At 75.3% G+C, this 25,040-nt stretch carries 23 protein-coding genes; 10 read left to right on the top strand and 13 right to left on the bottom strand.

Features of this window, described 5'->3' with window-relative positions; translation table 11 throughout:
* Positions 1 to 120: 120 nt before the first annotated feature.
* The gene (locus tag ACI797_RS02655) at positions 121 to 534 is read right to left on the bottom strand and encodes a VOC family protein (RefSeq protein ID WP_456856975.1); all 414 of its coding nucleotides are present in this window, start codon (positions 532 to 534) and stop codon (positions 121 to 123) included.
* On the opposite strand from ACI797_RS02655, the gene ACI797_RS02660 reads away from it, so the two are divergent.
* Complete coding sequence (locus tag ACI797_RS02660; protein ID WP_456856976.1) at positions 521 to 1,312, top strand: DUF72 domain-containing protein; 792 nt, start codon at positions 521 to 523, stop codon at positions 1,310 to 1,312. The genes ACI797_RS02655 and ACI797_RS02660 overlap by 14 nt on opposite strands.
* Positions 1,313 to 1,315: 3 nt before the next feature.
* Here ACI797_RS02660 and ACI797_RS02665 read toward each other — a convergent pair whose 3' ends face one another.
* Positions 1,316 to 2,311, bottom strand: coding sequence for a Gfo/Idh/MocA family protein (locus tag ACI797_RS02665; protein WP_456856977.1), 996 nt, complete (start codon positions 2,309 to 2,311; stop codon positions 1,316 to 1,318).
* A 33-nt stretch (positions 2,312 to 2,344) separates the two neighbouring features.
* Between ACI797_RS02665 and ACI797_RS02670 the strand changes: the two genes are divergently transcribed.
* Positions 2,345 to 2,623 (top strand): DUF4031 domain-containing protein, encoded by a 279-nt coding sequence (locus tag ACI797_RS02670; protein WP_456856978.1) that lies wholly within the window; start codon positions 2,345 to 2,347, stop codon positions 2,621 to 2,623.
* Here the strand turns inward: ACI797_RS02670 and ACI797_RS02675 are convergent.
* Positions 2,562 to 3,218 carry an HD domain-containing protein gene (locus ACI797_RS02675; RefSeq protein WP_456856979.1) on the bottom strand — a complete coding sequence of 219 codons (657 nt, stop codon included), beginning with the start codon at positions 3,216 to 3,218 and terminating at the stop codon, positions 2,562 to 2,564. The two genes, ACI797_RS02670 and ACI797_RS02675, sit on opposite strands and share 62 nt — an antisense overlap.
* Positions 3,215 to 4,486 carry an ArgE/DapE family deacylase gene (locus tag ACI797_RS02680; RefSeq protein ID WP_456856980.1) on the bottom strand — a complete coding sequence of 424 codons (1,272 nt, stop codon included), beginning with the start codon at positions 4,484 to 4,486 and terminating at the stop codon, positions 3,215 to 3,217. The genes ACI797_RS02675 and ACI797_RS02680 overlap by 4 nt, the downstream gene beginning before the upstream one ends.
* A gap of 60 nt (positions 4,487 to 4,546) precedes the next feature.
* On the opposite strand from ACI797_RS02680, the gene ACI797_RS02685 reads away from it, so the two are divergent.
* Positions 4,547 to 5,374, top strand: coding sequence for an LURP-one-related/scramblase family protein (locus ACI797_RS02685; RefSeq protein ID WP_456856981.1), 828 nt, complete (start codon positions 4,547 to 4,549; stop codon positions 5,372 to 5,374).
* 283 nt (positions 5,375 to 5,657) lie between these two features.
* Here the strand turns inward: ACI797_RS02685 and ACI797_RS02690 are convergent, their stop codons facing one another.
* Positions 5,658 to 5,891, bottom strand: coding sequence for a DUF6458 family protein (locus tag ACI797_RS02690; RefSeq protein ID WP_456541614.1), 234 nt, complete (start codon positions 5,889 to 5,891; stop codon positions 5,658 to 5,660).
* 233 nt (positions 5,892 to 6,124) lie between these two features.
* On the opposite strand from ACI797_RS02690, the gene ACI797_RS02695 reads away from it, so the two are divergent.
* From ACI797_RS02695 to ACI797_RS02705, 3 genes are all read left to right on the top strand, one after another.
* Positions 6,125 to 7,429: an MFS transporter gene (locus ACI797_RS02695; protein ID WP_456856982.1), complete on the top strand. Its 1,305-nt coding sequence runs from the start codon at positions 6,125 to 6,127 to the stop codon at positions 7,427 to 7,429.
* Between the two features lie 359 nt (positions 7,430 to 7,788).
* The gene (locus ACI797_RS02700) at positions 7,789 to 7,917 is read left to right on the top strand and encodes a hypothetical protein (RefSeq protein ID WP_456541616.1); all 129 of its coding nucleotides are present in this window, start codon (positions 7,789 to 7,791) and stop codon (positions 7,915 to 7,917) included.
* Positions 7,918 to 7,979: 62 nt separating this feature from the next.
* Entirely contained in the window at positions 7,980 to 10,964 is a 2,985-nt protein-coding gene (locus ACI797_RS02705; RefSeq protein ID WP_456856983.1) for a helix-turn-helix transcriptional regulator, read from the top strand.
* 132 nt (positions 10,965 to 11,096) lie between these two features.
* On the opposite strand, the gene ACI797_RS02710 is transcribed toward ACI797_RS02705, so the two are convergent.
* Complete coding sequence (locus ACI797_RS02710; RefSeq protein WP_456856984.1) at positions 11,097 to 12,893, bottom strand: DEAD/DEAH box helicase; 1,797 nt, start codon at positions 12,891 to 12,893, stop codon at positions 11,097 to 11,099.
* Between the two features lie 351 nt (positions 12,894 to 13,244).
* Between ACI797_RS02710 and ACI797_RS02715 the strand changes: the two genes are divergently transcribed.
* Positions 13,245 to 14,441, top strand: coding sequence for an aminotransferase-like domain-containing protein (locus ACI797_RS02715; protein WP_456856985.1), 1,197 nt, complete (start codon positions 13,245 to 13,247; stop codon positions 14,439 to 14,441).
* A 46-nt stretch (positions 14,442 to 14,487) separates the two neighbouring features.
* Here the strand turns inward: ACI797_RS02715 and ACI797_RS02720 are convergent, their stop codons facing one another.
* From ACI797_RS02720 to ACI797_RS02740, 5 genes are all read right to left on the bottom strand, one after another.
* Entirely contained in the window at positions 14,488 to 16,161 is a 1,674-nt protein-coding gene (locus tag ACI797_RS02720) for a DNA repair helicase XPB (protein ID WP_456856986.1), read from the bottom strand.
* 104 nt (positions 16,162 to 16,265) lie between these two features.
* On the bottom strand, positions 16,266 to 16,634 hold the full coding sequence (locus ACI797_RS02725; RefSeq protein ID WP_456856987.1) for a nuclear transport factor 2 family protein: 369 nt from the start codon (positions 16,632 to 16,634) through the stop codon (positions 16,266 to 16,268).
* A gap of 58 nt (positions 16,635 to 16,692) precedes the next feature.
* Positions 16,693 to 17,874 carry an epoxide hydrolase family protein gene (locus ACI797_RS02730; protein WP_456856988.1) on the bottom strand — a complete coding sequence of 394 codons (1,182 nt, stop codon included), beginning with the start codon at positions 17,872 to 17,874 and terminating at the stop codon, positions 16,693 to 16,695.
* Between the two features lie 328 nt (positions 17,875 to 18,202).
* Positions 18,203 to 18,760 carry a dihydrofolate reductase family protein gene (locus ACI797_RS02735; protein ID WP_456856989.1) on the bottom strand — a complete coding sequence of 186 codons (558 nt, stop codon included), beginning with the start codon at positions 18,758 to 18,760 and terminating at the stop codon, positions 18,203 to 18,205.
* A 104-nt stretch (positions 18,761 to 18,864) separates the two neighbouring features.
* A complete protein-coding gene (locus ACI797_RS02740) occupies positions 18,865 to 21,123 on the bottom strand; it encodes a helicase-associated domain-containing protein (protein WP_456856990.1) in 2,259 nt (752 codons plus the stop codon).
* 171 nt (positions 21,124 to 21,294) lie between these two features.
* Here ACI797_RS02740 and ACI797_RS02745 point away from each other — a divergent pair, with 171 nt between their 5' ends.
* Both ACI797_RS02745 and ACI797_RS02750 read left to right on the top strand, forming a co-directional pair.
* Entirely contained in the window at positions 21,295 to 21,507 is a 213-nt protein-coding gene (locus ACI797_RS02745) for a hypothetical protein (RefSeq protein ID WP_456541624.1), read from the top strand.
* 10 nt (positions 21,508 to 21,517) lie between these two features.
* Positions 21,518 to 23,173: an AMP-binding protein gene (locus ACI797_RS02750; RefSeq protein WP_456856991.1), complete on the top strand. Its 1,656-nt coding sequence runs from the start codon at positions 21,518 to 21,520 to the stop codon at positions 23,171 to 23,173.
* Positions 23,174 to 23,224: 51 nt separating this feature from the next.
* Here the strand turns inward: ACI797_RS02750 and ACI797_RS02755 are convergent, their stop codons facing one another.
* Positions 23,225 to 23,539 (bottom strand): hypothetical protein, encoded by a 315-nt coding sequence (locus ACI797_RS02755; protein WP_456856992.1) that lies wholly within the window; start codon positions 23,537 to 23,539, stop codon positions 23,225 to 23,227.
* Between the two features lie 45 nt (positions 23,540 to 23,584).
* Positions 23,585 to 24,352, bottom strand: coding sequence for an endonuclease/exonuclease/phosphatase family protein (locus tag ACI797_RS02760; RefSeq protein ID WP_456856993.1), 768 nt, complete (start codon positions 24,350 to 24,352; stop codon positions 23,585 to 23,587).
* Positions 24,353 to 24,426: 74 nt separating this feature from the next.
* Here ACI797_RS02760 and ACI797_RS02765 point away from each other — a divergent pair, with 74 nt between their 5' ends.
* Positions 24,427 to 24,993: a hypothetical protein gene (locus ACI797_RS02765; protein WP_456856994.1), complete on the top strand. Its 567-nt coding sequence runs from the start codon at positions 24,427 to 24,429 to the stop codon at positions 24,991 to 24,993.
* The last annotated feature ends 47 nt before the right edge of the window (positions 24,994 to 25,040 follow it).

A 25,040-nucleotide genomic window follows, 5' to 3' on the forward strand; every position in this document is an offset into this window, starting at 1 on the left:
GGGGCCCGCCCCCGGCCCCCCCCCCCCCCGGGCCGCCCCCCCCGCCCCCCCCCCCCCCCCCCCCCCCCCCCCCCCCCCCGCCCCCCGGCCGCGGGGCGGGTGGAGAGCGGGCAGAGGGCGTCAGTCCTCCGGCGCGAAGACGCAGAACTCGTTGCCCTCGGGGTCGGCGAGCACGTCCCAGTGGACGTCGTCGTCGCGGCGGCGCAGCAGCGTTGCCCCCGCGGCGAGCAGTTCGTCGGTGTCGCCGTCCACGTCGAAGTGCACGCGGTTCTTGACCGTCTTCGGATCCGGCACCTGGTTGAACCACAGCAGCGGCCCGCGCCCGGTCGGGTCCTCGACCGCCACGGGGTCGGACGGCGGACCGTCGGCGTCCCGGCGCACGTACCCGAGGGCGGCGCACCACCAGTCGGCCAGCGCCCGGTGGTCGCGGGCGTCGACGCAGATGTCCGTGATGCGGGCGGTCACCCGCTGAGCTGACCACGGCGAGCGGACCGGCCGCATCCGGGCGACGATCACGGTCGTGGCGGTGCTCATCGGGACGTCGGGGTGGCAGTACCGCGACTGGCGCGGCCGCTTCTACCCGCAGCGGCTGGCCCAGCGGCTGTGGCTGGAGCACTACGTCGAGCACTTCGCCACGGTCGAGAGCAACAACGCCTTCTACCGCCTGCCCGAGCACGAGACGTTCGTGAAGTGGCGGGAACGCACCCCGCCCGACTTCCGGTGGGCGGTCAAGGCCAGCCGCTTCCTCACGCACATCAAGCGGCTGCGGGACCCGGAGGAGCCGGTGGCGCGGCTGATGGAGCGCGCGGCCGGGCTCGGCGCCAAGCTCGACGTGGTCCTGCTGCAGCTGCCACCCACCCTGCGGGCCGACGCCGACCTGCTGCGCGAGTGCCTGTCCCGGTTCCCGGCCGGCGTGCGGGTGGCGGTGGAGCCGCGGCACGACTCCTGGTGGACCGACGAGGTCCGGGCGCTGCTGGAGCGCTACGGCGCGGCGCTGTGCTGGGCCGACCGCGAGGAGCGGCCGATCGCCCCGCTGTGGCGCACCACCGACTGGGCGTACCTGCGCCTGCACACCGGCACCGCCGAGCCGTGGCCGCGCTACACCCCGCAGACCCTGCAGCTGTGGGCCGAGCGGCTCGCCGCCACCTGGAGCGACGACGAGGACGTGCTCGTCTACTTCAACAACGACCCCGGCGGCGCGGCCGTCATCGACGCCGTCGCCTTCGCCGCGGCGGTCCACCGCACCGGGCGGACGACGACCCGGGTCCCCACGCCCGAGCAGGCGTCCGGGCTGGCCTGGGCCGCCGCCTGAGCGTCACAGCGCCGCCGGGTCCTCCTCGTGCCGCACGCCCAGCTGCCGGGCGGCCTCCTCCAGCACGGCCTGCACGGCCAGGGTGTCCGACAGCGGCATGACCCCGCTCTCCGTGGCCCCGGCCCGCAGGCAGGCGCCGACCTCGTCGAGCTCGTGCGCGTAGCCGCCGCCGCGGTGCGGCCGGGCGATGTGCTCGGGCTCCGAGCCGTTGCGGTGCAGCACGATCGTGTCGGGGTGGTGGAAGCGCGGCAGGACGTCGATCCAGCCCGCCGTCCCGAAGACGCGCGCCTGACCGGGCAGCCCGCAGCGCAGCGACGTCGTCAGCGTGGCGCTGCGGCCGTCGTCCCAGCCGAGGAGCAGCGACGCCTCGGCGTCGGCCCCCGAGTCGAACAGCGACCCCGTCGCGGTCACCGAGTCGGGGGCGCCGAGGAGCATCTGGGCGAAGCTGACCACGTAGACGCCGAGGTCGAGCAGCGCGCCGCCGCCGAGGGCCAGGTCGAACAGCCGGTCGCTCGGCTCGTACTCGCGCAGCACGCCCAGGTCGGCCTGCACCGAGCGGACCTCGCCGATGGCGCCGTCGGCCACCAGCTCGCGCAGCCGCACCACCACCGGCTGGAAGCGGGTCCACATCGCCTCCATGACGAAGACGCCGCTCTCCCGGGCGGCGTCGACCACCTCCTGCGCGCCGGCCAGCGTCGCGGTGAACGCCTTCTCCACCAGCAGCGCCTTGCCGGCGCGCACGGCGCCGAGCGCGACCGCGTGGTGCTGCGGGTGCGGGGTGGCCAGGTACAGGACGTCGACGTCGGGGTCGGCGAGGATCGCCGCGTACGAGCCGTGCGCCCGCTCGATGCCGTGCCGGGCGGCGAAGTCCTCCGCCCGCGCCTGCGAGCGGGACGCGACCGCCACCGCCCGGGCCCCCTCGACGACCGCGAAGTCGCCGACCAGCTTCTCGGCGATGCGGCCCGGCCCGACGACGCCCCAGCGGATCTCCTCCGTCACGCAGCTGACGCTAGCGGGCGGCAGACTGCAGCCGTGACGGTGCTGATCGACACCCCCGTGTGGCCGTGGCGGGGGCGCAAGTGGTCGCACCTGGTCAGCGACGTCTCCTACGAGGAGCTGCACGACTTCGTCGCCGCCGAGCTCGGCATCCCGCGCCGCGCCTTCCAGGGCGACCACTACGACGTCCCCGAGGACCTGTACGACGTCGCGGTCGAGGCGGGCGCGCAGCCCGTGGGCGCGCGGGAGCTGCTCAGCCGGCTGCGGGCGGCGGGTCTGCGGCGGCCGAAGCCGCGCGCGACCTCAGCAGGCTGATCTCCGCCGTCAGGTTGGCCCGCGCGCGCCCGGTCAGCTGCTCGGCCACCTGCGGCAGCCGGTAGAGCTCGGGCAGGGCCAGCAGCTGCTCCAGGACGGCGATGCGGCCGGCGGCGAACACGGCGTCGGGCAGGTGCGCGTACTCCTCGCGGATGGCCGACGCGTACGCCGCGTAGGCCTCCGGGGGGCTGGCCAGGACGGCGAGGTCGGCGTCGCAGAGCACGGCGCCGTCGGCGTCGCCCGGCTCGGGGTCGTGCCCGGCGGTGAGCAGCACCAGCCGGGCCACCTCCTCGACGCGGGCCTCGTCGACCAGGCCGCGCAGCCCGGCCCGGGCCCGCTCGGCGCTGACCGCCTCGTTGTCGCGCCGGGTCGGGTCGTAGACGACGTCGTGGTACCAGGCGGCCAGCCGGACGGCGTCGGGGTCGTCGGCCGCCTCCGCCAGCTCGCCGACGATGCCGAGGACGGCGGCCAGGTGCGCGAGGTCGTGGTAGCGGCGGTGCGGCTCGCTCCAGGCCGCGACGAGGGCGGCCCACTCGGTGCGGGAGGTGGGTGAGTCGCCGGCCAGCGCGGCCCAGGCCTCGAAGGTGACGCTCACCGGACACCCGCCGTGCGCACCACCAGCAGCGCGAGGGCGCGGGCGGCGGTGACCAGCTCGGCCACCGCGACCCGCTCGGCCGGCCCGTGCGCCAGCCGCAGGTCGCCCGGTCCGTAGTGCAGCGTGGGGATCCCGGCCGCGGCGTAGAGCCGCAGGTCGGTGCCCGCCGCGAGCGCCCGCTCGGCCGGCGGCGCCCCGCCCGCGTCGACGACCGCCCGGCCCACGTCGTCGCGCAGCCGGTGCCCGGGCGGCAGCTGCCCGCTGGCGAAGCTGCCCCCGGTCCAGGTCACCCGCACCGGGTGCGCGGACAGCCACGGGTGCCCGGCGCAGAAGCCCGCCACCCGCTCCTCGAACAGCCGGCGGGCGTCGTCGACCGGCTCGCCGACCGCGACGCCGTAGCGGCCCTCGGCGACCAGCCGGTCGGGCACCGAGCTGGCCCAGTCGCCGGCCCGCAGGGTGCCGACGGAGAGCCCGTAGGGGAACCGCGCGCCGGCGAACCGCGGGTCGGCGCCCCGCTGCCGCTCCGCCTCGAAGGCCCGCAGGTCGGCGTGCAGCTCGGCGAACAGCTCCACGGCGCTGACGCCCTCGTCGCGGCAGGCGGCGTGGGCCGCCCGGCCGGTCACCTCCAGCCGGAAGGTCAGCGCCCCGGCGCACGCCGTGACGACGGCGCCCGCGGTCGGCTCGGGGACGACGCAGACGTCGCCGCGGTGCCCCCGGCGCAGCGCCGCCCACGCGCCGAGCCCGCCGTCCTCCTCCCCGACGACGCCGTGCACGGCGACCGGCCGCACCAGGCGGGTCCCCGCCGCGCGGACCGCGGCCAGCGCGCCGAGGCAGGCGACGACGCCGGCCTTCATGTCGCAGGCGCCGCGGCCGTGCACCGCGCCGTCGGCGACCCTCGGGTCGAACGGGTCGGCCGGCCAGAGGTCGCGGTCGCCCGGCGGGACGACGTCGGTGTGCCCGGCCAGGACCAGGGCGGGGGAGCCCTCCGTCGCACCGGGCAGCGTGCCGACGACCCCCCACGCCTCGGTGCGGACCACCTCCTGGCCCGGGGCGTCCGGCGCGCGGGCGGCCTCGTCGAGGTCGATCCGCCACCGGTCGACGTCGCAGCCGAGCCGCTCGAGCTCGTCGCCGAGCAGGTGCTGGACCTCGCTCTCGGCGGCGGTGCCGCCGATCGAGGGGACGGCGACCAGCGCACGCAGGCGCTCGACCAGCCACGCCTCGTCGACGGCGTCGAGCACCGCGGTCTCGGCCGTCGTCAGGTCCGCCACGACGGCCGAGTCTGGCACGGGTACGGCGGCGACCCGGGTCGGCGGGCTACCTTGGCCGCCGTGACGCAGCCGCCACCTCCGCCGGGCTGGTACCCGGACCCTGCCGGCAGCGGGGGCACCCGCTGGTGGAACGGCCAGGGCTGGACCGACCACGTCCAGGCGCCGCCCGCCCCGCCGCCGCCCCCGCCACCGCCGGTCCAGCAGCAGGCCCCGCCGCCCCCGGTCCAGCACCAGGGCCACCAGCAGGTCCCGCAGCAGCACGCGCCGGCGCCACAGCAGACCGTCGCCGGGCCCTCGCTGTACGAGCAGTCGGTGCTCGTGGTCAGCCAGCGGACCAAGCTCATCGAGCTCACCAACGAGTACGCGGTGTACGACGGCCAGGGCCAGCAGATCGGCGCGGTCGTGCAGGTGGGGCAGAGCGCGGCCAAGAAGGCGCTGCGGTTCGTGTCGAACCTCGACCAGTTCCTTACCCACCGCCTGGAGGTGCGCGACTCCGGCGGGGTGCGGCTGGTGCTCACCCGGCCGGCCAAGCTGGTGAAGTCCCGGATCATCGTGCAGCGCCCCGACGGCACGCCGGTCGGCGAGATCGTGCAGGGCAACGTCTTCGGCAAGATCCGCTTCGACTTCGTGGTCGGTGGCCAGGTCGTCGGCGGCATCCAGGCGGAGAACTGGCGGGCGTGGAACTTCTCGGTCACCGACGCCGGCGGCACCGAGGTCGCGCGGATCACGAAGACGTGGGAGGGGCTGGCCCGGACGCTGTTCACGACGGCCGACAACTACGTCGTCCACGTGCACTTCCGGCTGCCCGAGCCGCTGGCCAGCCTGGTCATCGCCTCGGCGCTGACGGTCGACACCGCCCTCAAGCAGGACGACCGAGGATTCAATTGACAAGGACCCGGCTGCCCCCCGCGGCACGCTCCGCGCGCCGCGGGTCCCTGCAGCCGGGCCGCTCCATCCCCTCACCAGGGGTATGGTCGGAGGAGTCCGGGCCGGGTGATCTGTGCCCCCGGGTGCCAATTGGTTACCGCCTCCGTGGACTACCGCCCCGACCTCGGTCGGGGGCCTGGAGCCACGTTGTGCAACTCGCCGCGAGGCGGCCAGCACCCGGTCCGGACCCGACGTGCGACGGCCCCCGTCCGGAGTGGACGGGGGCCGTTCGTCGTTGCTGCGGTCAGTACCGCTCTTCTCGCACCGTGGTGCTCTGACCGGGTGTGCCGTAGGCGTCGGTCCGGGTGACCCGGCGGCGCGGGCCCCAGACGGCCAGCTCGAGCACGATGCCGAGCGCGCCGACGGCCATGAGGATCCAGCCGACGACGTCCAGGTTGACCCCGCTCACCTGCACCTCGATCGCGAAGGTGAGGATCGCACCGAGCGCGAGCAGGACGATCGCTGTTCCGAGTCGCACGGTTGCTCCCTTCTCCGCGGCCGCACCCCCGAGTGGACGGACGGACCGCCCAGCGAGGCCGCAGCCCCACCGTGGGGCCGTCGCTGCGCTTACCCGGCGTGTCGGGCGACCATGCCCACCCGATCGGGTGCTCCCCGGGCGGTACCGGACCGTTCCGCGTGAACAGGTGTGGAACGGGTCCTGACCGGCTACCGAAACCGGGCCAGCACCGCCGTCACGGAAGGCCGGAGACGATGGCCAGCACGCAGCACTCGGCCCCCTCCACCACCGGTACCGAGCGCCACCGGTTGCCGGTGAAGACGCTGGTCTCGGCCAGCATCGGCAACGCCGTCGAGTGGTTCGACTGGACGGTCTACGCCACCTTCGTCGTCTTCTTCGCCGGCCAGTTCTTCCCGGCGGACAACGAGGCGCTCGCGCTGATCGGCGCGACGTCGACCTACGCGCTCGCCTTCTTCTTCCGACCGCTGGGCGGGCTCCTGCTCGGCCGCTTCGCCGACCTGCGCGGCCGCAAGGCCGGGATGCTGCTGACCATCCTGCTGATGGCCGGCGGCTCGATGGTGATCGCGCTGCTGCCCACCTACGAGCAGGTGGGCTGGCTCGCCCCGATCCTGCTGCTCCTCGCCCGGGTCGCGCAGGGGATGTCGCTGGGTGGCGAGGTCTCCAACGCCTCGGCCTACCTGGGCGAGATCGCGCCGCCCGACCACCGCGGTCGGTACTCGTCCTTCTTCTACGTCTCCACCGGGTCGGCGCTGCTGGCCGCGTCGCTGCTCGGGGTGCTGCTCACCAACGTCCTCGACGAGAACCAGCTGGAGAGCTACGGCTGGCGGATCGCGTTCTTCATCGGCGGCCTGCTCGGCCTGATCGGCATGTGGCTGCGCCGCTCCCTGGTGGAGACCGAGCAGTTCGAGGAGAACGCGGAGAAGGCCCGTGCCACCAAGCACCCGCTGCTCCAGACCATCCGCCACCACCCGCGCGCGGTGGTCCAGCTCTGCGCCTTCACCCTGCTCTCGACGCTGTCGTACTACACGTTCTTCAGCGCCCTGACGCCGTTCGCGATCACCTTCCGCGACGCCGACGAGAGCGACGTCTTCCTCGCCCTCTCCCTCGGCACGGCCCTGTTCGTCGCGCTGTGCTACCCGTTCGGCGCGCTGTCGGACCGCTTCGGGCGCAAGCCCCAGCTGCTGATCTGGTCCGGCGCGATGGCGCTGCTCATCGTCCCGCTGTCGTTCCTGGTGCGGGACAACCTGTTCTCGCTCGTCGTCGTCTTCTGCGTCGGCCTGGGGCTCTACGCCCTCATGGCCTCGATCGCCCCTGCGATCATGAGCGAGCTGTTCCCGACGGAGCTGCGGGCCACCGGCATCGGTGCCTGGTACAACCTCACGGTCGCGGTCTTCGGCGGGACGGCGCCGCTGGTCATCACCGCGCTGTCGGAGGCGGGCCACCCGCTGTGGTTCTTCTGGTACGTCGCGATCGCCGCTGCCGTCGCCTTCGCGGTCATCCTCACGCTCCGCGAGACCAAGGGCACCGAGCTGCGCTGAGGCCGGTCAGGGCCGGTTGCGGCGCCGGATGGTGACGATCCCGGCCACGACCAGCAGCAACGGGAGGATCAAGCCCCACATGAGCCAGCCGTTCACGGTCACCCCTCCCGGTCGTGGACGAGCACGACGCCGTCCGCCGCACCTGCCCGTGACCGCCAGCCTGCTCCCGGGTGCCCGCACACGGCGTCACCCCGCGGGGACGAGGACCGGGCTCACCGCCGGCGCCCTAAGGGGTCCCTGAGGCCCCCTCAGGGACCCCTTAGGCGCTCCCGGAGCCCGATCCTGCCCGGACGACCGATGCCGGGAGGCGCCCCTCAGCACGAATCTCCTCCTCGTCCGAGACGAAAGAGGAGAAGACGATGTCGAACTACAGCAACCCGGCGCTCGAGGCCGAGCTGGCCTACCGGCGGGAGCAGCTGCAGGCGGCCGCGCACCGCAGCCGCCGGAGCAACCGGCGCTGGCTGGCCCGCCGCCGCCCGGCGCTCTGACCACCGCGCCTCCGGTGGCCGCCGGGTCCGTCCTGTCGGGGTCTCGTGCCACGATCGTCGGCGTGCCGCGCTGGGACGACGGACCGCTGGTGGGCCGGGCCGAGGAGCTCGCCCACCTGCTCGCGCACGTCGACCGCGCCGTCGACGGGCGCGGCTCCGCGCTGCTCGTCGCCGGTGACGCCGGGGTCGGCAAGACCCGCCTGCTCGACGAGCTGGCCGCCGGCGCCGCCGAGCGGGGGGTCCGGGTGCTCGTGGGGCACTGCGTCGACCTCGGCGACGTCGGCCTGCCCTACCTGCCCTTCGTCGACCTGCTGCGGCCGGTCGCCGCCGAGCGCGGCGCCGCGGCCGCGGCCCGCCACCCGGCGCTGGCCGGGCTGCTGGCCGGCCGGTTCGACAGCGCCGCGGACGCCCCGGTCAGCGACCCCACCGACCTCGGGTCGATGGCGCACCGGGCGCTGCGTCCGCCGCCGGACGACGGCCGGCTGCAGCTGTTCGAGTCGGTCGCCGCCCTGCTCGCCGAGCTGGCCGCCGCCGAGCCGCTGCTCGTCGTCCTGGAGGACGTGCACTGGGCCGACCGCTCCAGCCGCGACCTGCTGCGCTACCTGCTGGCCCGCCTGGCCGACGAGCCGGTCCTCGTCGTGGCCTCCTACCGCTCCGACGACCTGCACCGCCGGCACCCCCTGCGGCCGCTGCTCGCCGAGCTGGTCCGCCTGCCCGGCGTCGAGCGGATCGAGCTGGAGCCGCTGCCCGCCCCGGCGGTGGCCGAGCTGGTCCGCGGGCTGGCCGCGTCGGCCGGGGGTGTGCCGGAGCAGACGCTCGACGACGTCGTCGCCCGGGCCGAGGGCAACGCCTTCTACGCCGAGGAGCTGCTGGCCGCCGGGCTGCAGGGCGAGACGCTGCCGCTGGGGCTCACCGACGTGCTGCTCACCCGCGTGGAGGCGCTCACGCCCGCCGCCCAGCAGGTGCTGCGGGTCGCCGCCGTCGCCGGCCGGCGGGTGCGCCACGAGCTGGTCGCCGCGGTGAGCGGGCTGGCCGACGCCGAGCTCGACCAGGCCCTCGCCGAGGCCGTGCACCGCCACCTGCTCGTCGTCTCCGACGACGGGCGCTACCGCTTCCGCCACGCCTTGCTGCGCGAGGCGGTCCTCGCCGACCTGCTGCCCGGCGAGCGGGTCCGGCTGCACGCGGCGGTGGCCGCCTACCTCGCGGCCGACCCCGCCGCGGGCACCGCCGCCGAGCGCGCCCACCACGCGCGGGAGAGCAACGACCTGCCGGGCGCGTTCTCCGCCTCGCTCGACGCCGCCGAGCAGGCCCGCCGACTCGGTGCCCCGGCCGAGCAGCTGCAGCACCTCGAGGCGGCGCTGGCGCTGTGGTCCGCCGTCCCCGACGCCGCCGAGCGGTGCGGCCGCGCGCACGCGGAGCTGCTCTTCGACGCCGCGTCGGCCGCGCGGGCCGGTGGCGAGCTGGTGCGGGCCGTCGGGCTGCTGCGCTCGGCGCTGGACGTCCTCGGCCCCGCCGGCGAGCCGGCCGCCCGGGCGCGGGTGCACTACACGCTGGCGCAGGTGCTGGCCCGCATCGAGGACCAGAACGCGGCCCTGCGCGAGAGCGCCGCGGCGATGGCGCTGGTGCCGGCCGAGCCGCGGTCGGCGGTGCGCACGTGGGCGGCGGCCACGCACGCCCGGGTCGCCTTCGGCATCGGCCGGATCGACGAGGGCCAGGCGGCGGCGGAGGAGGCGCTGGCGGCCGCGGCCGAGCTGGGGATCGACAGCGCGTGGTCCGACACCGCGGTGACCCTCGCCCGGGCGCACGGCGACGGCGACCGCGCGGCGGTGCGCACCCGGCTGGAGGAGGCGCTGGGCCGCGCCCGCCGGTCGGGCGACGCCGACGTGGAGATGCGGGTGTACTTCAACCTCGCGATCGTCGCGTGGGAGGTCGGCGACGTCGAGGAGACCCTCGCGTGGACCGGCCGGGGCATCCGGCGGGCGGCCGAGCTGGGCGTCGAGTGGGCGTTCTACGCCGCGGAGCTGCGGCACCTGGAGGTGCACGCCCGGTACGTCACCGGCGACTGGGACGGCAGCCTGCGGCTGGCCGACGAGCTGGCGCGGGTGCCCGAGATGGTGGCCCACGTGCGGGCCGCCGCGCTGCTGGTCGAGGTCGGCCGCGGGCTGCCGGCGGCGCGCGACCGGCTGGCGTGGGCGCGCGGCCTGACCGCCCGCCTCGACGCGCACGTGCTGCTCCTGCTGTCCACCGCGAACGCCGAGATCGACCTCGCGGCGTGGGCCGGCGACCCGGAGACGGCGGTGACGCGCGCCGAGCACGCCGCCCGGCGGCTGGCTGAGCTGTGGGAGGTCGACCGGCTCGCCGTGCTGCGGATGGTCGCCGGTGCGCTGGCGCCGGTCGGCGACGCCGCCGCGGCCGCCCGCCTGGTCGGCGACGGGACCACCGAGAAGCGCTGGGTGGCCGCGGGGGAGGGGCTGCTGCGGCTGGCCCGCGACGCCGTGGCCGACTACCGGGAGGCCTTCGGCGAGCACGGCGTCGAGGCGGCGGCCTGGCTGGCGCGGGTCGAGGCCGAGGGGGCGCGCCTCGAGGGGCGGGCCGCGCCGGAGCTGTGGCGGGCCGCCGTCGACGCGTTCGGCTACGGCAACGTCTACGAGCAGGCGCGCTCGCGCTGGCGGCTGGCCGAGGCGCTGCTGGGGGTCGACGACCGCGAGGCGGCGGGCGCCGAGCTGGAGGCGGCGCACGAGGTCGCGGTGCGGCTGGACGCGGCACCGCTGCGGGCGGCGGTCGAGGCGCTGGCCCGCCGGGCCCGGCTGGAGCTCGCCGGCGCCGGACGCGTGGTCGACCCGTCCGCGGTGTTCACGCCGCGGGAGCTGGAGGTGCTCGGGCTGCTGGCGCAGGGCCGCACCAACCGGCAGATCGGCCAGGCCCTGTTCATCAGCGAGAAGACGGCGAGCGTGCACGTCAGCAACATCCTGGCCAAGCTCGACGCCGGCAGCCGCACCGAGGCCGTCGCCCTCGCCGCCCAGCGCGGACTGCTGCCGACGAGCTGATCGCAGCAGTGGGGCGCCCTGCGGGGCGACCCGACGAGCGGGGCCCGGAGGGTCCCCGAGGAGGGGCGGAGGGGGCTCAGCGCAGCAGGGGGACGGCACGTGGCCGCGGTGCCGTCCGGTAGGACGGCGATGTCAGAGCATCGTGCGGAGGCGTTCCCGGCGGGCGCGGAGGACGTCGACCGAGGCCGACGCCGACGGCGGGCCGGGGACGTGCTTGCGCAGCTCGGTGTGCACGACGGCGTGCGGCTTCGACGTCTTCGCCGACACGCGGCTGACGAGCCGGTTGATCTCCCGGCGCAGCTCGGCGGCGTCGCGCCACGAGCGGCCGGCGTCGTCCTCGTCGGGGTGGTCCTCGACGAGCATGAAGTGGTCGTCGTCGTCGGCGATCCGCCGGGCGGCCTCGACCCGCTCGCGCAGCTCGTCGTCCCGCTTGGCCAGCAGCGACGCCATCTGCTCGGGCGAGAGCAGCCCGGGGATGCCGAGGAACTCCTCCTCCTCGTCGCCCAGCGGCACCGCGGCCGGGCGGCCGTCGCCGGTGTGCGCCGTCCCGCTGTGCAGCACGTGCGCGAACCGGGCGTCGGCCTCCAGCGCCTCCCACTCCTTGGCGCCGCCCTCCTTGGGCTCGCGCGGCGGCAGGTCTAGCGCCTCCAGCTCCTCCTCGGGCTGCTGGCGCGGCGGCGGCATGACGTGGTTGCGCTGCTCCTCCATGGAGGCGGCCAGCGTGAGCAGCGGGCGGACGGCGGGCAGGAAGACCGTCGCCGTCTCGTGCGCCGCCCGCGAGCGGACCACGCGGCCGACGGCCTGGGCGAAGAACAGCGGCGTGCGGTAGGAGGTCATCCAGGCCAGGACGGCGGCCCGCGGCACGTCCACGCCCTCGGAGATCATCCGCACGCAGACGGCGATCCGGGCCGAGCCGGTGGCGAAGCGCTCGATCTTCTTCGACGCCTTGGGGTCGTCGGAGAGGATCACCTCCGGCGCCTTGCCGGTGACCCGCCGGACGATCTTGGCGTAGGCGCGGGCGTCGTCCTGGTCGCTGGCCAGGATCAGCCCGGCGGCGTCGGGCATCCCGCCGTGCTCGCGCAGGTGCGTGATCCGGTCGTCCATCGCCGCGATGACGTGCGGTACCCACTGGCCCTTGGGGTCCAGCGCGGTGCGCCAGGCGGCCATCTCCACCGAGCGGGTGCCCGCCTCCGACAGCGAGGCGGCGACCACCTCGCCGGCGGAGTTCCGCCAGCGCGAGGTGCCGGTGTAGGCGGCGAAGACGACCGGGCGGACGACGTCGTCGGCCAGCGCCTCCTTGTAGCCGTAGGTGTAGTCGGCGCGGCTGACCAGGCCGACGCCGTTCTCGCCGTCGTCGCCCTCGAAGGTGTCCTCCTCGTAGCGCACGAAGGGGATGCGCTCGTCGGGCTTGGTGCGGAACGGCGTCCCGGTCAGGCAGAGGCGGCGCGCGGACCGGCCGAAGGCCTCCTCGACCGCCTCGCCCCAGGAGAGGCCGTCACCGGCGTGGTGGACCTCGTCGAGGACCACCAGCGTCTTGACGGCCGTGGCCCGGGCGGCGTGCAGCATCGGCTTGCCGGCCACCTGCGCGTACGTGGTCACGTAGCCCTGGGTGCCGGCGCGCACCGGGCCGACGGCGTTGGTCAGGTTGGGGTCGAGGACGATGCCCATGCGGTCGGCGGCCTCGGCCCACTGCAGCCGCAGGTGGTCGGTCGGGCAGACCACGACCACCCGGGCCACCTCGCGCCGGGACAGCAGCCGCGCGGCCAGCGTCAGCGCGAAGGTGGTCTTGCCGGCGCCGGGGGTCGCGGTGACGAGGAAGTCCTTGGGCGACTGCTCCTCGTACTGGTCCAGGGCGGCCTGCTGCCAGGCCCGGAGCGGACGGCTGGTGGTCTGCGGGCCGTAGGCCTCCGCTCGCGCTGCACTCCCCATGTCGGGAGCCATTCTGCGGGGCCGGGAGGAGACACGCCCAACCGGTCGTCGCTTGCGTGCCTGCCTCGCCGCGACGTATAGCGGCGGGGCGACGCGCCTCTGACCTGCGCATTCTGCGCAGGACCCGCCCGCGGTGTGGGCATTCCCACGTGCGGGCCGGACCGGCCCGTCACGCCCCGGCGGTCCCGTGGTCCCCACCCGTCCCGGTGGATCCGCTCGGCCGCGGCGGGCACCCGCCGTAGGCTCCCGGGTGGCTCCTCGACCAGGCAGCCTCCCCGGCGCCGGGCGCCGCGGCACACCCCGCCGCCACCGCCGCGCCGTCCCCCGCCGGACCGCCGCCCGGAGCCCGCCGTGACGTCCCTCGCCGACCCCGTCCGTCCCGCCCTCGCCCGCCGCCTCAGCGGCGTCGCCAGCTCGCCCGTCCGCGACCTGCTGGCGCTGCTCGAGCGGCCTGAGGTCATCTCCTTCGCCGGCGGCCTGCCGGCGCCCGAGCTGTTCGACCTCGACGGCCTGCGCGCCGCGTTCGACCGGGTGCTCACCTCACCGGCCGCGCGCCGGGCGCTGCAGTACGCCCCGACCGAGGGCGACCCGGCGCTGCGCGAGCTCGTCGCGGCGCGGATGACCGCCCGCGGCCTGCCCACGTCGGCGCGGGACCTGCTGGTCACCACCGGCTCGCAGCAGGCGCTCACCCTGGTGACGACGGCGCTGCTCGACCCGGGCGCCGTCGTCGCGGTCGAGGAGCCGACCTACCTGGCCGCGCTGCAGTGCTTCGGCCTGGCCGGGGCGCGCGTCGTCCCGGTGGCGTCGGACGCCGACGGGCTGGTGCCGGAGGCGCTGGAGGACGTCGTCGTCCGGGAGCGGCCGGCGCTGCTCTACCTCGTGCCGACCTTCGCCAACCCGTCCGGGCGCACGCTGCCGGCCGAGCGGCGGGCGGCCGTCGCGGCGCTCGCCGAGCGGCGCGGGTTCTGGGTGGTCGAGGACGACCCGTACGGCGAGCTGCGCTACCGCGGCGCCCCGGTGCCGGCGCTGGCGAGCTTCCCCGGCGCCGAGGGGCGGGTGCTGCACCTCGGCAGCTTCAGCAAGGTCGCCGCGCCCGGCCTGCGGCTGGGCTGGCTGCGCGCGCCGGCGGAGCTGCTGCCGGCGCTGACGGTCGCCAAGCAGGCCGCCGACCTGCACACCTCGACCATCGACCAGGCGGCCGCCGCGGCGTGGCTGGCGTCGACCGACCTCGACGCGCACGTGCGGCGGCTGTCCGCGGCCTACCGCGAGCGGCGCGACGCGATGGTGGGCGCGCTGCCGTCCACGCTGCCCCCGGGCAGCACCTGGAGCGACCCCGACGGCGGCATGTTCACCTGGGTGCGGCTGCCCGGCGGCGTCGACACCGCCGCGCTGCTGCCCGAGGCGCTGGCGCACGAGGTCGCGTTCGTGCCCGGCGCCCCCTTCTACGCGGGCGCCCCGGACCGCGCGACCCTGCGGCTGTCGTTCACCACGAACACCCCCGAGGTGGTCACCGAGGGGATGGCACGGCTGGGCCGGGCGCTGCGCTGAGCGGAGCGCCACGGGCGCGAGGACCGCGCCGTGGCACGCCGCACGGTCACTCCACCCAGTCGGGACCGTTCACCTCGCCGAGACCGGCCAGGTCGGCGGCGTCGACGATCGTGTACGCGTAGCCCTGCTCGGCGAGGAACCGCTGCCGGTGCGCGGCGTACTCGCTGTCGAGGGTGTCGCGGCTGACCACGGTGTAGAAGTGCGCCTGCCGGCCGTCGGCCTTGGGCCGCAGCACCCGGCCGAGCCGCTGCGCCTCCTCCTGCCGCGAGCCGAAGGTGCCGGACACCTGGACCGCCACCGCCGCCTCGGGCAGGTCGATCGAGAAGTTCGCGACCTTGGAGACCACGAGGGTCTTGACCTCGCCGTTGCGGAACTGGTCGAACAGCTTCTCCCGCTCGCGGTTGGTGGTCGACCCCTGGATCACCGGGGCGTCGAGCGTCGTGCCGAGCTCCTCGAGCTGGTCGAGGTAGGCGCCGATGACGAGCTTCTGCTCCTCGGGGTGCCGCTCGAGGATCCGGCGGATCACCGGCATCTTCGACGACGCCGTGGCCGCGATCCGGTAGCGCTCCTCGGGCTCGGCGACGGCGTAGGTCATCCGCTCGTCGTCGTCCAGGCTGACCCGCACCTCGACGCACTCGGCCGGGGCGATGTAGCCCTGCGACTCGATGTCCTTCCAGGGCGCGTCGTAGCGCTTGGGGCCGATGAGCGAGAAGACGTCGTCCTCCCGGCCGTCCTCGCGCACCAGGGTCGCGGTCAGGCCCAGCCGGCGGCGCGACTGCAGGTCGGCGGTGAGCCGGAAGATGGGGGCGGGCAGCAGGTGCACCTCGTCGTAGACGATCAGGCCCCAGTCCTGCGCGTCGAACAGGTCCAGGTGCCGGTACTCGCCCTTCCGGCGGGTGGTCATCACCTGGTAGGTGGCGATGGTGACCGGGCGGATCTCCTTGCGCTCGCCCGAGTACTCGCCGATCTCCTCCTCGGTCAGCGAGGTGCGGGCGATCAGCTCGCGCTTCCACTGCCGCCCGGCGACCGTGTTGGTCACCAGGATCAGAGTGGTCGCCTTGGCTTCGGCCATCGCCGCGGCGCCGACCAGCGTCTTGCCCGCACCGCAGGGGAGGACGACGACGCCGGACCCGCCGGACCAGAAGCCCTCGACGGCCTCCCGCTGGTAGTCGCGCAGGTGCCAGCCGTCCTCGGCCAGCTCGATGGGGTGGGCCTGGCCGTCGACGTAGCCGGCGAGGTCCTCGGCCGGCCAGCCGACCTTGAGCAGCGCCTGCTTGAGCCGCCCGCGCTCGGAGGGGTGGACGACGACCGTGTCGTCGTCGATGCGCTGCCCGATCATCGGCGCCACCCGCTTGGAGCGGACGACCTCCTCGAGCACCGCGCGGTCGGTGGTGGTCAGCACCAGCCCGTGCACCGGGTTGTTCTGCAGCGTCAGTCGGCCGAACCGGTCCATCGTGTCGGCGACGTCGACCAGCAGAGCGTGCGGCACCGGGTAGCGCGAGTAGCGCACCAGCGCGTCGACCACCTGCTCGGCGTCGTGACCGGCGGCGCGCGCGTTCCACAGCGCCAGCGGCGTCACCCGGTAGGTGTGCACGTGCTCGGGGGAGCGCTCCAGCTCGGCGAACGGCGCGATCGCCGCCCGGCACTCGCGGGCCAGCGGGTGGTCGACCTCGAGCAGCAGCGTCTTGTCGGACTGGACGATGAGCGGACCGTCGGTCACGCGGGAACCTCTCTGGAGGACACGGGAGGGCGCCGGGGGAACCGGACTCCCCAAGGTAACGCCGGACGGGGACGACCCCTTCCGCCCCCGAGAACGGGACCGGGCTACCGCAGGAGGGCCGCCATGCGCTCGCGCAGGGCGGTCGCCGCGGAGTACGGCCGCACCATGACCGTGAGCTCGGTGAGGACCCCGTCGGCGGCCCGCAGGAGGTCGACGCCCTCCAGGTCCCGGTCGCCGACCCGGGCGGCGAACCGCAGGACGTGCCCGTCGTCCCCGCCGTAGGACGCGGTGTACCGGAAGTCCTCGAAGACGGTGGTGACCGCCCGGAGGACGGCGCGCAGCGGCTCCCGCCCGACGTAGGACCGGTGCACCACCGGCGAGTGGAAGACGACGTCGTCGGCGAACAGCGCCACGGCCGCGTCGACGTCGTCGGACTCCACGGCCGCCCGGAAGGCAGCGAAGGGATCGGTCATGGCCCTGCTCCGGTGGTCCCGTCGATGTGCTCGTGCGGGGGCGTCCCGCGGTCCGTCGTCACCGCCCGATCGTGTCAGCCGGCGGCGACGCCCGGCGGACGAGCCGGAAGAAGGCGCGCAGGTCGCCGACCAGGAGGTCCGGGACCTCGAGGGCAGGGAAGTGCCCGCCGCGGTCGTGCTCCTCCCAGAACCGGATGCCGGGGTAGCGGCGCTCGGCCCACCTCCGGGACGGGCGCGGCACCTCCGCGGGGAAGACCGAGCAGCCGGTCGGCGCGGTCACGACGTCGACGCCGGTCTCGGTGAGCCGCCGGGTCACCTGGTCGATGCTGTGCCAGTACAGCCGTGCCGACGACGCCCCGGTCCCGGTGAGCCAGTAGAGGGAGACGGTGTCGAGCAGGCGGTCGCGGTCGACCGGTGTGCGGGGATCGGCCCACGACCGGTACTTCTCGGCGATCCACGCGCACAGCGCGACCGGGGAGTCGGCCAGCGCGTAGCCGATGGTCTGCGGCGCGGTGCGGTGCACCTCGGAGTAGGCGGAACCGGTGCGCGCTCGTCGGTCCGCGTCGGCCAGGGCCCTCCGCTCGGCGTCGGTGAGGTCGTCGGCCGTGGCCGGGTCCGGCGCGGCCAGCGGTGGCACCAGGTGGATGCCGGCGACGTGCTCCGGGTCGACCTCGGCCAGCGCGCTGCTGACGCTGGTGCCCCAGTCGCTGCCGGCGGCGCCGTAGCGCGCGTACCCCAGGCTCCGCATCAGGACCGCCCACGCCCGGGCGATCCGCTCGACGTCCCAGCCGGCTCCGGCGGGCTTGTCGCTGAAGCCGTAGCCGGGCAGTGACGGGACGACGACGTGGAACGCGTCGGCCGCCTCCCCGCCGTGCGCCACGGGATCGGTGAGCGGCCCGATCAGGTCGAGGAACTCGAGGAACGAGCCGGGCCAGCCGTGGGTGAGCACCAGCGGCAGCGCCCCCGGGTGCGGGGAGCGGACGTGCACGTGGTGGACGCCCAGCCCGTCCACCTCGGTGCGGAACTGCGGTACCTCGGCGAGCCCCGTCTCCAGCCTCCGCCAGTCGTACTGCTCGCACCAGTACGTGCACAGCTCCTGCAGCCAGGCCAGCGGGACGCCCTGCGACCAGTCGTCGACGACCTCGCGCTCCGGCCACCGGGTCGCGCGCAACCGCCGACGGAGTTCCGCGAGGTCCGGTTCGGGGACCCGGACGACGAACGGCGTGGAGTGGTCGGGCACGGGCGGCCTCCTTGCGCGGTGGTGGCCCGAGCAGACCACCGACCGGTGACAGCCGAGGGGCACGGCGTCCACCCCCGAGATGCGGACCGCCCGGTCCTGGGCCATCGTCAGCGGCTTCACGACCCGACGGGGGACGAGCCATGGACGACGCAGTCATCGACGCGGTCGTGCGGTGCCGGCAGCCGGGCTGCGGGCACGGGTTCCCCGAGCACGGGCCGGGCGGTGGGCGCTGCGCCTCCCCGTGCCCGTGCCCGGGGTTCCGGTGGGTGCCGGTGCGGGGGCCGGCGGTCGGCTACCACCGGCCCCCGCAGTGGCCGGACCCGCTCGATCAGCCGGCGGCGGGGCCGTAGGTCAGGTGGGCCACCCCGTTGCTCAGCCGCTCGGCGTCGAGGAGCGACAGCGGGGTCTTCGGGCTGCCGTCGGGGAACAGGCGGATGCCCGTCCCCACCGCCACCGGGTAGACGTACAGGTGGAGCTCGTCGACCAGCCCGTCGGCGATCAGCGCCCGCACGAGGGTGGCACTGCCGCTGACGTACAGGGCCCCGTCCACCTCTCCCTTGAGGGCGCGGATGCGGTCGGCGTCGTAGCCGCCCACCACGGTCGAGTTCGACCACACCGCCTCGGCGTCGGAGAGGGTCGAGGAGACGACGTACTTGGTGGTGTCGTTGAAGAACGGGGCGCCCGGGTCGTCCTCGACGGTCCGGGTGGACCACGCCGGCGCGAACATCTCGAAGGTGGTGCGGCCGAGGAGGATGCCCGTCGCCGAGCCGGTCAGCGCACCGATGGAGGCGGACAGGTCGTCGGGGAACCCGTAGTCGATCGTCCACATCGGGACGTCGACCACGCCGTCGACGGTGGTGAACTCGTGGACCTTGATGGCGCCCAAGGCGTGCTCCTCAGCTCGTCGTCCCGGCGCCGCCTCCGGCGCCGGGGGTGCATCTGTCGTGGGGGAGACGATGCCGGACGCCGCTTCTCATCGGTGGGGGCACCCTAGGGCGCGTCGTCCCCGTCGTCGTCGACCAGGGCGACCGACGTGATCCGGTGGACGGCGAAGGTGCGCGCCTCGCCGCGGCGCTCGTCGAAGCCCTGGAGGAAGCCGCCGGCCAGCGAGACCGGGCGCACGACCCGCTGGCTGCCCGAGCCCTGGGCGTCGACGTAGCCGAGCCACACCGGCACCCCCTCGCGCACGGCGCGGGAGAGCAGCTCCAGCGTCCCGGCGGTGGTCACGCCCGGCACCTGGCGCACCGCCTCGGTCCGGCGGGCCGACAGCGCCGCGTCGCCGGCGCGGATCTCCCGCACCACCGTCGCCAGCTCGGCCGGCGTCAGCGGACGGCCGGCGACGGCCGCCTCCGACCCGCTGCGCCGACCGGCCGCGCGGGGCCGGCCCGGCGGCCGGGTGAGCACCGCGCCGCCGGGTGACTCCCCGGCCGGGGCGTACCCGGCGTCGCGCAGGACGGCGAGCACCTCCTCGGCCGGCAGCGGGCTGATCAGCACCCCGGGCGCCAGCCGCCGCAGCTCCGCGTTCGCGGTCCGGCGGTCGTTGAGCACCTGGGAGAGCAGCCCGGTGTCGTCGGAGCGGACGTAGCACTCGATCGCGCCCACCCGGAGCTTGCCGTGCTGCCGCGCGACGTCGTCGACGAGGTAGTCCAGCGCCTGGGGGACCGGGGTCCGCGACGCGCGGGCGAAGAAGCCGTGCAGGTCGGTGGCCGACCACCCGGCGTCCAGGGCCCGGCGGACGCTGGCCTCCGACACCCGGAACACCGTCGCGCCGCCCGAGGACTCGACGTCGGCGACGACCGCCAGCGTGTCGGCGAGGTCGGCCACCAGCGGCCCGGGGGCGACCAGCGAGAGGTCGGGCTGGGCGAGCACGTGGTCGACCGGGTCGGGCAGCAGGCCGCGCATGCCGTCGGCGGCGCCGTCCTCCCCGTCGGCGAGCAGTCCGCGGCCGGCGGTGGAGAGCACCCCGCCGACGACGACGCCGAGCCGCGCGGCCTCGGCGAGCATGTCGGTGACCGGCGCCAGCCGGTCGGCCCGGCGCGGCGTGCGCCAGCGCAGCAGCTGCACGAGCTCGTCGGGCGCCAGCCCGGCGCCCGGCGGGTACTCCGCGAGCACCGCCAGGGCCGGCCGGCGGATCGCCGGCGCCGTGTGCCGGACGAGGTCGGGGGAGAGGGCGTTGACCGCCTTGCCGGCGACGTCGCGCTGGCCCGCCAGCGACGGCAGCCGGATGCTGGTCAGCCAGCCGGCGGCCAGCGCCGCCCAGCGGGCCGGCAGGTCCAGGTCGCGCCAGAGGTCGTAGGCGCGGGTGGGCAGCCACTCGTCGCGGTGCGGGCCGCCGACGTCGAGCAGCCCGGCCGCGTGCGCCAGCTCCAGCAGCCACCCCGCGTCGGGCTCGCCCACCTTGAGCACCCGGGCCAGCCGCTTCTGGTCGCGCACGCCGATGCCGCCGCTGCGCAGCAGCCCGGCCGGCTCCTCCTCCAGGGCGGTCAGCAGCTCGCCGATCCGGCCGATCGTCTCCAGCGCCGCACCCGCGGCCTGCCGGTCGACGACGGCGACGTCGCGGGTCGTGGCCGCGGGCTCGGGCCGCAGCCGCGGCGGCCCGTACGGCCGCGCCCCGCGCAGGGCCAGGCCGATCTCCCGCGGCAGCTCGACGTTGAGCGCGTCGATCCGCGCCAGCAGGCCCTTCTGCAGCAGCCGCCGGGCCGGGGTGACCTGGCCGTCGCCCGGGGTGTCGGGCAGGTGGCCCACGGGGCGGTCGCCGGCCAGCCGCTCGAGCACGGCCAGCTCCTCGGCCGGCAGCCCGGCCAGCACCTCCGGCAGGTCCGCGGGCAGCGTCAGCCGGATGTCGGCCGCCGGCCGGCCCAGGCCCGCCGGGTACCGGACGGCCCGGCGCACCGGCTCGGGGGCGCGCAGGACGTCGTCCCCCCACAGCAGGGCACGGTCGGTGAGCGCGCGGACGCCGGACCCGAGCACGTCGTCGGGGACCTCGGGCAGCCGGGCGGGCAGCTCGCCGGCGCGCACGCCGTCGGTCGGGGCCAGCAGGACGACGTCGAGCACCTGCAGGGTGGCGGCGTCCAGCTCGTCGAGCGCGCGGTCGACCGACACCGGGACGGCGAGGCGGCTGGCCAGGGCCACGACGTCGCTGGGCGCGGGGCGGGCGACGTCGGGCCGGGCCGCGAGCAGGGCCGCGAGCTGGTCGTCGCTGCGGGTGCGCAGCCACGCGGCGAGCGTGGCGGGGCCTTCCGTGGACATCCGCTCCACGCTACGTCGCCGTCGCAAGCCGGGATCCGGCGCTCGGGAGCGGGCAGCGTTACACGGACGTTGCAGGGGGCTACCGGTCCCTCCTGCGGTTGTGGTGCGCTGCGCGGGAAGATGTGCCCGAGCGCGCACCGCCCGAGGGGCGCCGGACACATGGAGGAGAACGTGGCGAGGAAGGCCCGCAACCCCGAGCTGGTGGAGCCCACCTGGGAGCACACCGCCGACGGTGGTCCGCCCGTCAGCGAGTTCACGGCCGAGTCGGCCGGCCCGCTGTCGCCCTTCGGCGAGGACCACAGCTTCCCGCTGCCGCCGAGCGCCCTCCGCTACGCGCACCCGACCGACAAGCCCAACCGCGCCGGGCTGATGGCAGGGGAATAGGGGAGAAGCCATGACCGCACCCGCGTTGCCGTCCTACTCGAGCGGGACCTCCACGGTCCCCCTGCTCGGGGACACCATCGGGGCCAACCTCGACCGGACGGCAGCGCGGGTGGGCGACCACGAAGCGCTGGTGGAGTGCGCCACCGGCCGGCGCTGGACCTATCCCGAGCTGGTCGCCGACGTCGACGCGTGCGCCCTCGGCCTGGACGCGCTCGGCGTGGGCAAGGGCGACCGGGTCGGCATCTGGGCGCCCAACTGCGCCGAGTGGGTGTTCGTCCAGTACGGCACCGCCAAGCTCGGGGCGATCCTGGTCAACATCAACCCGGCCTACCGCACGCACGAGCTGGCCTACGTGCTCGCGCAGGCCGGCATCTCGGTGCTGGTCAGCGCGCCGTCGTTCAAGACCAGCGACTACCGCGCGATGGTGGCCGAGGTCCGTGGCGACACCCCCGACCTGCGCGAGGTCGTCTTCCTCGGCGACCCGGAGTGGGAGCGGCTCATGGCGACCGGCCGGGCCGCCGACCGGTCGCTGCTGGCCCGCCGCGAGGAGCAGCTGTCGGCCGACGACCCGATCAACATCCAGTACACGTCGGGGACGACGGGCTTCCCCAAGGGCGCCACGCTCACCCACCACAACCTGCTCAACAACGGCTTCTTCGTGGGCGAGGGCTGCGGCTACACCGAGGCCGACCGGGTGTGCATCCCGGTGCCCTACTACCACTGCTTCGGCATGGGCATGGGCAACCTGGGCGCCACCAGCCACGGCGCCACGATGGTCATCCCCGCGCCCGGCTTCGACCCCGCGCTCACCCTGCAGGCCGTCCAGGACGAGCGGTGCACCTCGCTGTACGGCGTCCCCACCATGTTCATCGCCGAGCTCGGGCTGCCGGACTTCGCCGACTACGACCTCTCCAGCCTGCGGACCGGGATCATGGCCGGCTCGCCGTGCCCGGTCGAGGTGATGAAGCGGGTGGTCGACGAGATGGGCATGGCCGAGGTGACCATCTGCTACGGGATGACCGAGACCTCGCCGGTCTCGACGCAGACCGGCGCCGACGACGACCTCGACCGGCGCACCTCCACCGTCGGGCGGGTGCACCCGCACCTCGAGGTGAAGGTCGTCGACCCCGAGACCGGGCTGACCGTGCCGCGGGGGACGCCGGGGGAGTTCTGCACCCGCGGCTACTCGGTGATGCTCGGCTACTGGAACGAGCCGGAGAAGACCGCCGAGGTCGTCGACGCCGCCCGCTGGATGCACACCGGCGACCTGGCGACCATGGACGCCGAGGGCTACCTGAACATCGTCGGCCGGATCAAGGACATGGTCATCCGCGGCGGGGAGAACGTGTACCCGCGGGAGATCGAGGAGTTCCTCTACACCCACCCCGACGTCGTCGACGCCCAGGTGATCGGCGTCCCCGACGAGCGCTACGGCGAGGAGCTCATGGCCTGGGTGCGGCTGCGCCCGGGGGCCGAGCCGCTCACCGCCGAGGGCCTGCGCGAGTTCTGCAGCGGCAAGCTGGCCCACTACAAGATCCCGCGCTACGTCAAGATCGTCGAGGAGTTCCCGATGACGGTCACCGGCAAGATCCGCAAGGTCGAGATGCGGCAGGTGTCGGTCGAGGAGCTCGGCCTGCAGTCGGCGGCCGCGGTCAGGAACGCCTGAACCCGTGCTTCATCGCGATCAAGCACCCGTGCTTGATCGCGGTGAAGCACGTCAGGACGACGACTTGGCGGGCTTCTGCGCGGGGGCCAGCCGGACGATCAGCTTCGAGACCAGGTTGCCCAGGACCACGTAGATCAGCGCGGCCAGCGCGTCGTTGATCGCCTCGCCGAACTTCGGGTCGGTCGTGGTGAACAGGTCCTTGGTGAACCAGCCGAAGTTGTCCCGCCAGTCCGTCGTGAACTGCACCAGCGTGTTGGCCGGGTTCGCCCCGAACAGCACGAACACGGCGTGCACGAGGATCACCGCCCCGATGACACCGCCGATGAGGCGGACCGCGGCGGCTGCCAGGCTGAACCATCGGGCCATGCGGTCATGATCCACCCCGCGGCCGGGCGGCGCGACCGGTGCCTGTTACCCGGCGTCGACGTCCACGACCAGCGCACGGTGGTCCGACAGCGGCAGCCGCAGCGCGGTGGCGGGGCCGGCCGCCCGCCCCGGTCCGCGCACCAGGACGTGGTCGAGCTGGCGGCGCGGACCGTCCGCCGGGAAGGTGTCCGCCGTCGCGATCGGGCGCATCCCGCTGACCGCCGCGGCCTGCCGCTGCTCCATGTTGAGGTCGCCGATCACGACCAGCGGCTCGCGGGTGCCCTCCAGCGACCGCACCAGGCGGCGCAGCTGCAGCGCGTTCCAGCCCGGCATGAACGACAGGTGGGTGTTGGCCACCGTGAGCTGCCCCCGCGGCCCCTCCAGGACGGCGGCGACCGCCACCCGGGGCTCGTCGCTGACCATGATCGGGCGGCGCCGTCCCTTGAACCACATGGGCACGCGGGCGCGCAGCGCCGGCAGCCGCACCACCCGCCACGACACCACCGGCAGCCGGGAGAGCAGGGCGATGCCGTAGCTCGCCGACCCCGGCTGCTCGTCGCCGGTCGCGGCGGTCCAGATGCCGCCCGGGGTGCCCGACAGGGCGGCCACGAACTGCGAGTCGACGGCGCCCATCGCCTCGGCCGCGACCGCGGTGAGGTCGGCGTTCAGCGAGCGCGGCTGGTCGCGGTCGACCTCCTGGAGGCCGAGCACGTCGGCGTCGAGGGTCTTGACCGCGTCGGCGAGGCGGTCGCAGTCGACCTGCCCGTCCTCCAGCGAGCGCCCGTGCAGGATGTTGAAGGTCGCGATGCGCACGACTCGGCAGTTCCCCGGATCGGCGTCGGGGAACACGGTGCGTGCAGTGGGGGAGAGCGGGTAGCAGGTCTGCCGTGGAGCCATCGGAGCGGGACGAGATCCGCGACCTTCTCAAGCGAACGGCCGTCGCGCTCAAGCAGGAGGGCGTCCCCTTCGCGCTGTGCGGCGGATACGCCGCCTGGGTGCGCGGCGCCCCCGAGCCCGACCACGACGCCGACTTCCTCGTGCCCGAGGTCGACTCCGAGCGCGCGGCCAAGGCGCTGGCCGACGCCGGTCTGAACGTCGTCCCGCCGGCGGAGGACTGGCTCACCAAGGTGGTCGGCGAGCACGCCTTCGTCGACGTCCTCTGGCGCACGTGCGGCCACCCGGTCGAGACCGACCTCATCGACCGGGCCGAGGAGCTGTCCGTGCTGTCGGTGCACATGCCGGTGCTCGCGGCCACCGACATCCTCACCACCAAGCTGATGGCGCTCGACGAGCACTACTGCGACTTCGGCCGGATCATCCCGGTCGCCCGCGCCATGCGCGAGCAGGTCGACTGGGACGCCGTCCGCCGCAAGGTCACCGAGAACGACTTCGCCGTCGTCTTCCTCGTCCTGCTGGAGCGGCTGGGGGTCATCGAGCCCGGCGACGCGGAGTAGCGTTCGCCGCAGCCGGCGTCCGGACGCCGGTCAGGCCCTGACGGTTC

The organism is Geodermatophilus sp. SYSU D00691, assembly GCF_054050275.1.

Excerpts from the sequence above, each read along its gene's own strand:
- ACI797_RS02710 (WP_456856984.1), bottom strand. The coding sequence starts at position 12,893 with ATGGGGAGTGCAGCGCGAGCGGAGGCCTACGGCCCGCAGACCACCAGC.
- ACI797_RS02700 (WP_456541616.1), top strand. The coding sequence starts at position 7,789 with ATGTCGAACTACAGCAACCCGGCGCTCGAGGCCGAGCTGGCCTACCGG.
- ACI797_RS02750 (WP_456856991.1), top strand. The coding sequence starts at position 21,518 with ATGACCGCACCCGCGTTGCCGTCCTACTCGAGCGGGACCTCCACGGTC.
- ACI797_RS02655 (WP_456856975.1), bottom strand. The coding sequence starts at position 534 with ATGAGCACCGCCACGACCGTGATCGTCGCCCGGATGCGGCCGGTCCGC.
- ACI797_RS02755 (WP_456856992.1), bottom strand. The coding sequence starts at position 23,539 with ATGGCCCGATGGTTCAGCCTGGCAGCCGCCGCGGTCCGCCTCATCGGC.
- ACI797_RS02740 (WP_456856990.1), bottom strand. The coding sequence starts at position 21,123 with ATGTCCACGGAAGGCCCCGCCACGCTCGCCGCGTGGCTGCGCACCCGC.
- ACI797_RS02725 (WP_456856987.1), bottom strand. The coding sequence starts at position 16,634 with ATGACCGATCCCTTCGCTGCCTTCCGGGCGGCCGTGGAGTCCGACGAC.
- ACI797_RS02695 (WP_456856982.1), top strand. The coding sequence starts at position 6,125 with ATGGCCAGCACGCAGCACTCGGCCCCCTCCACCACCGGTACCGAGCGC.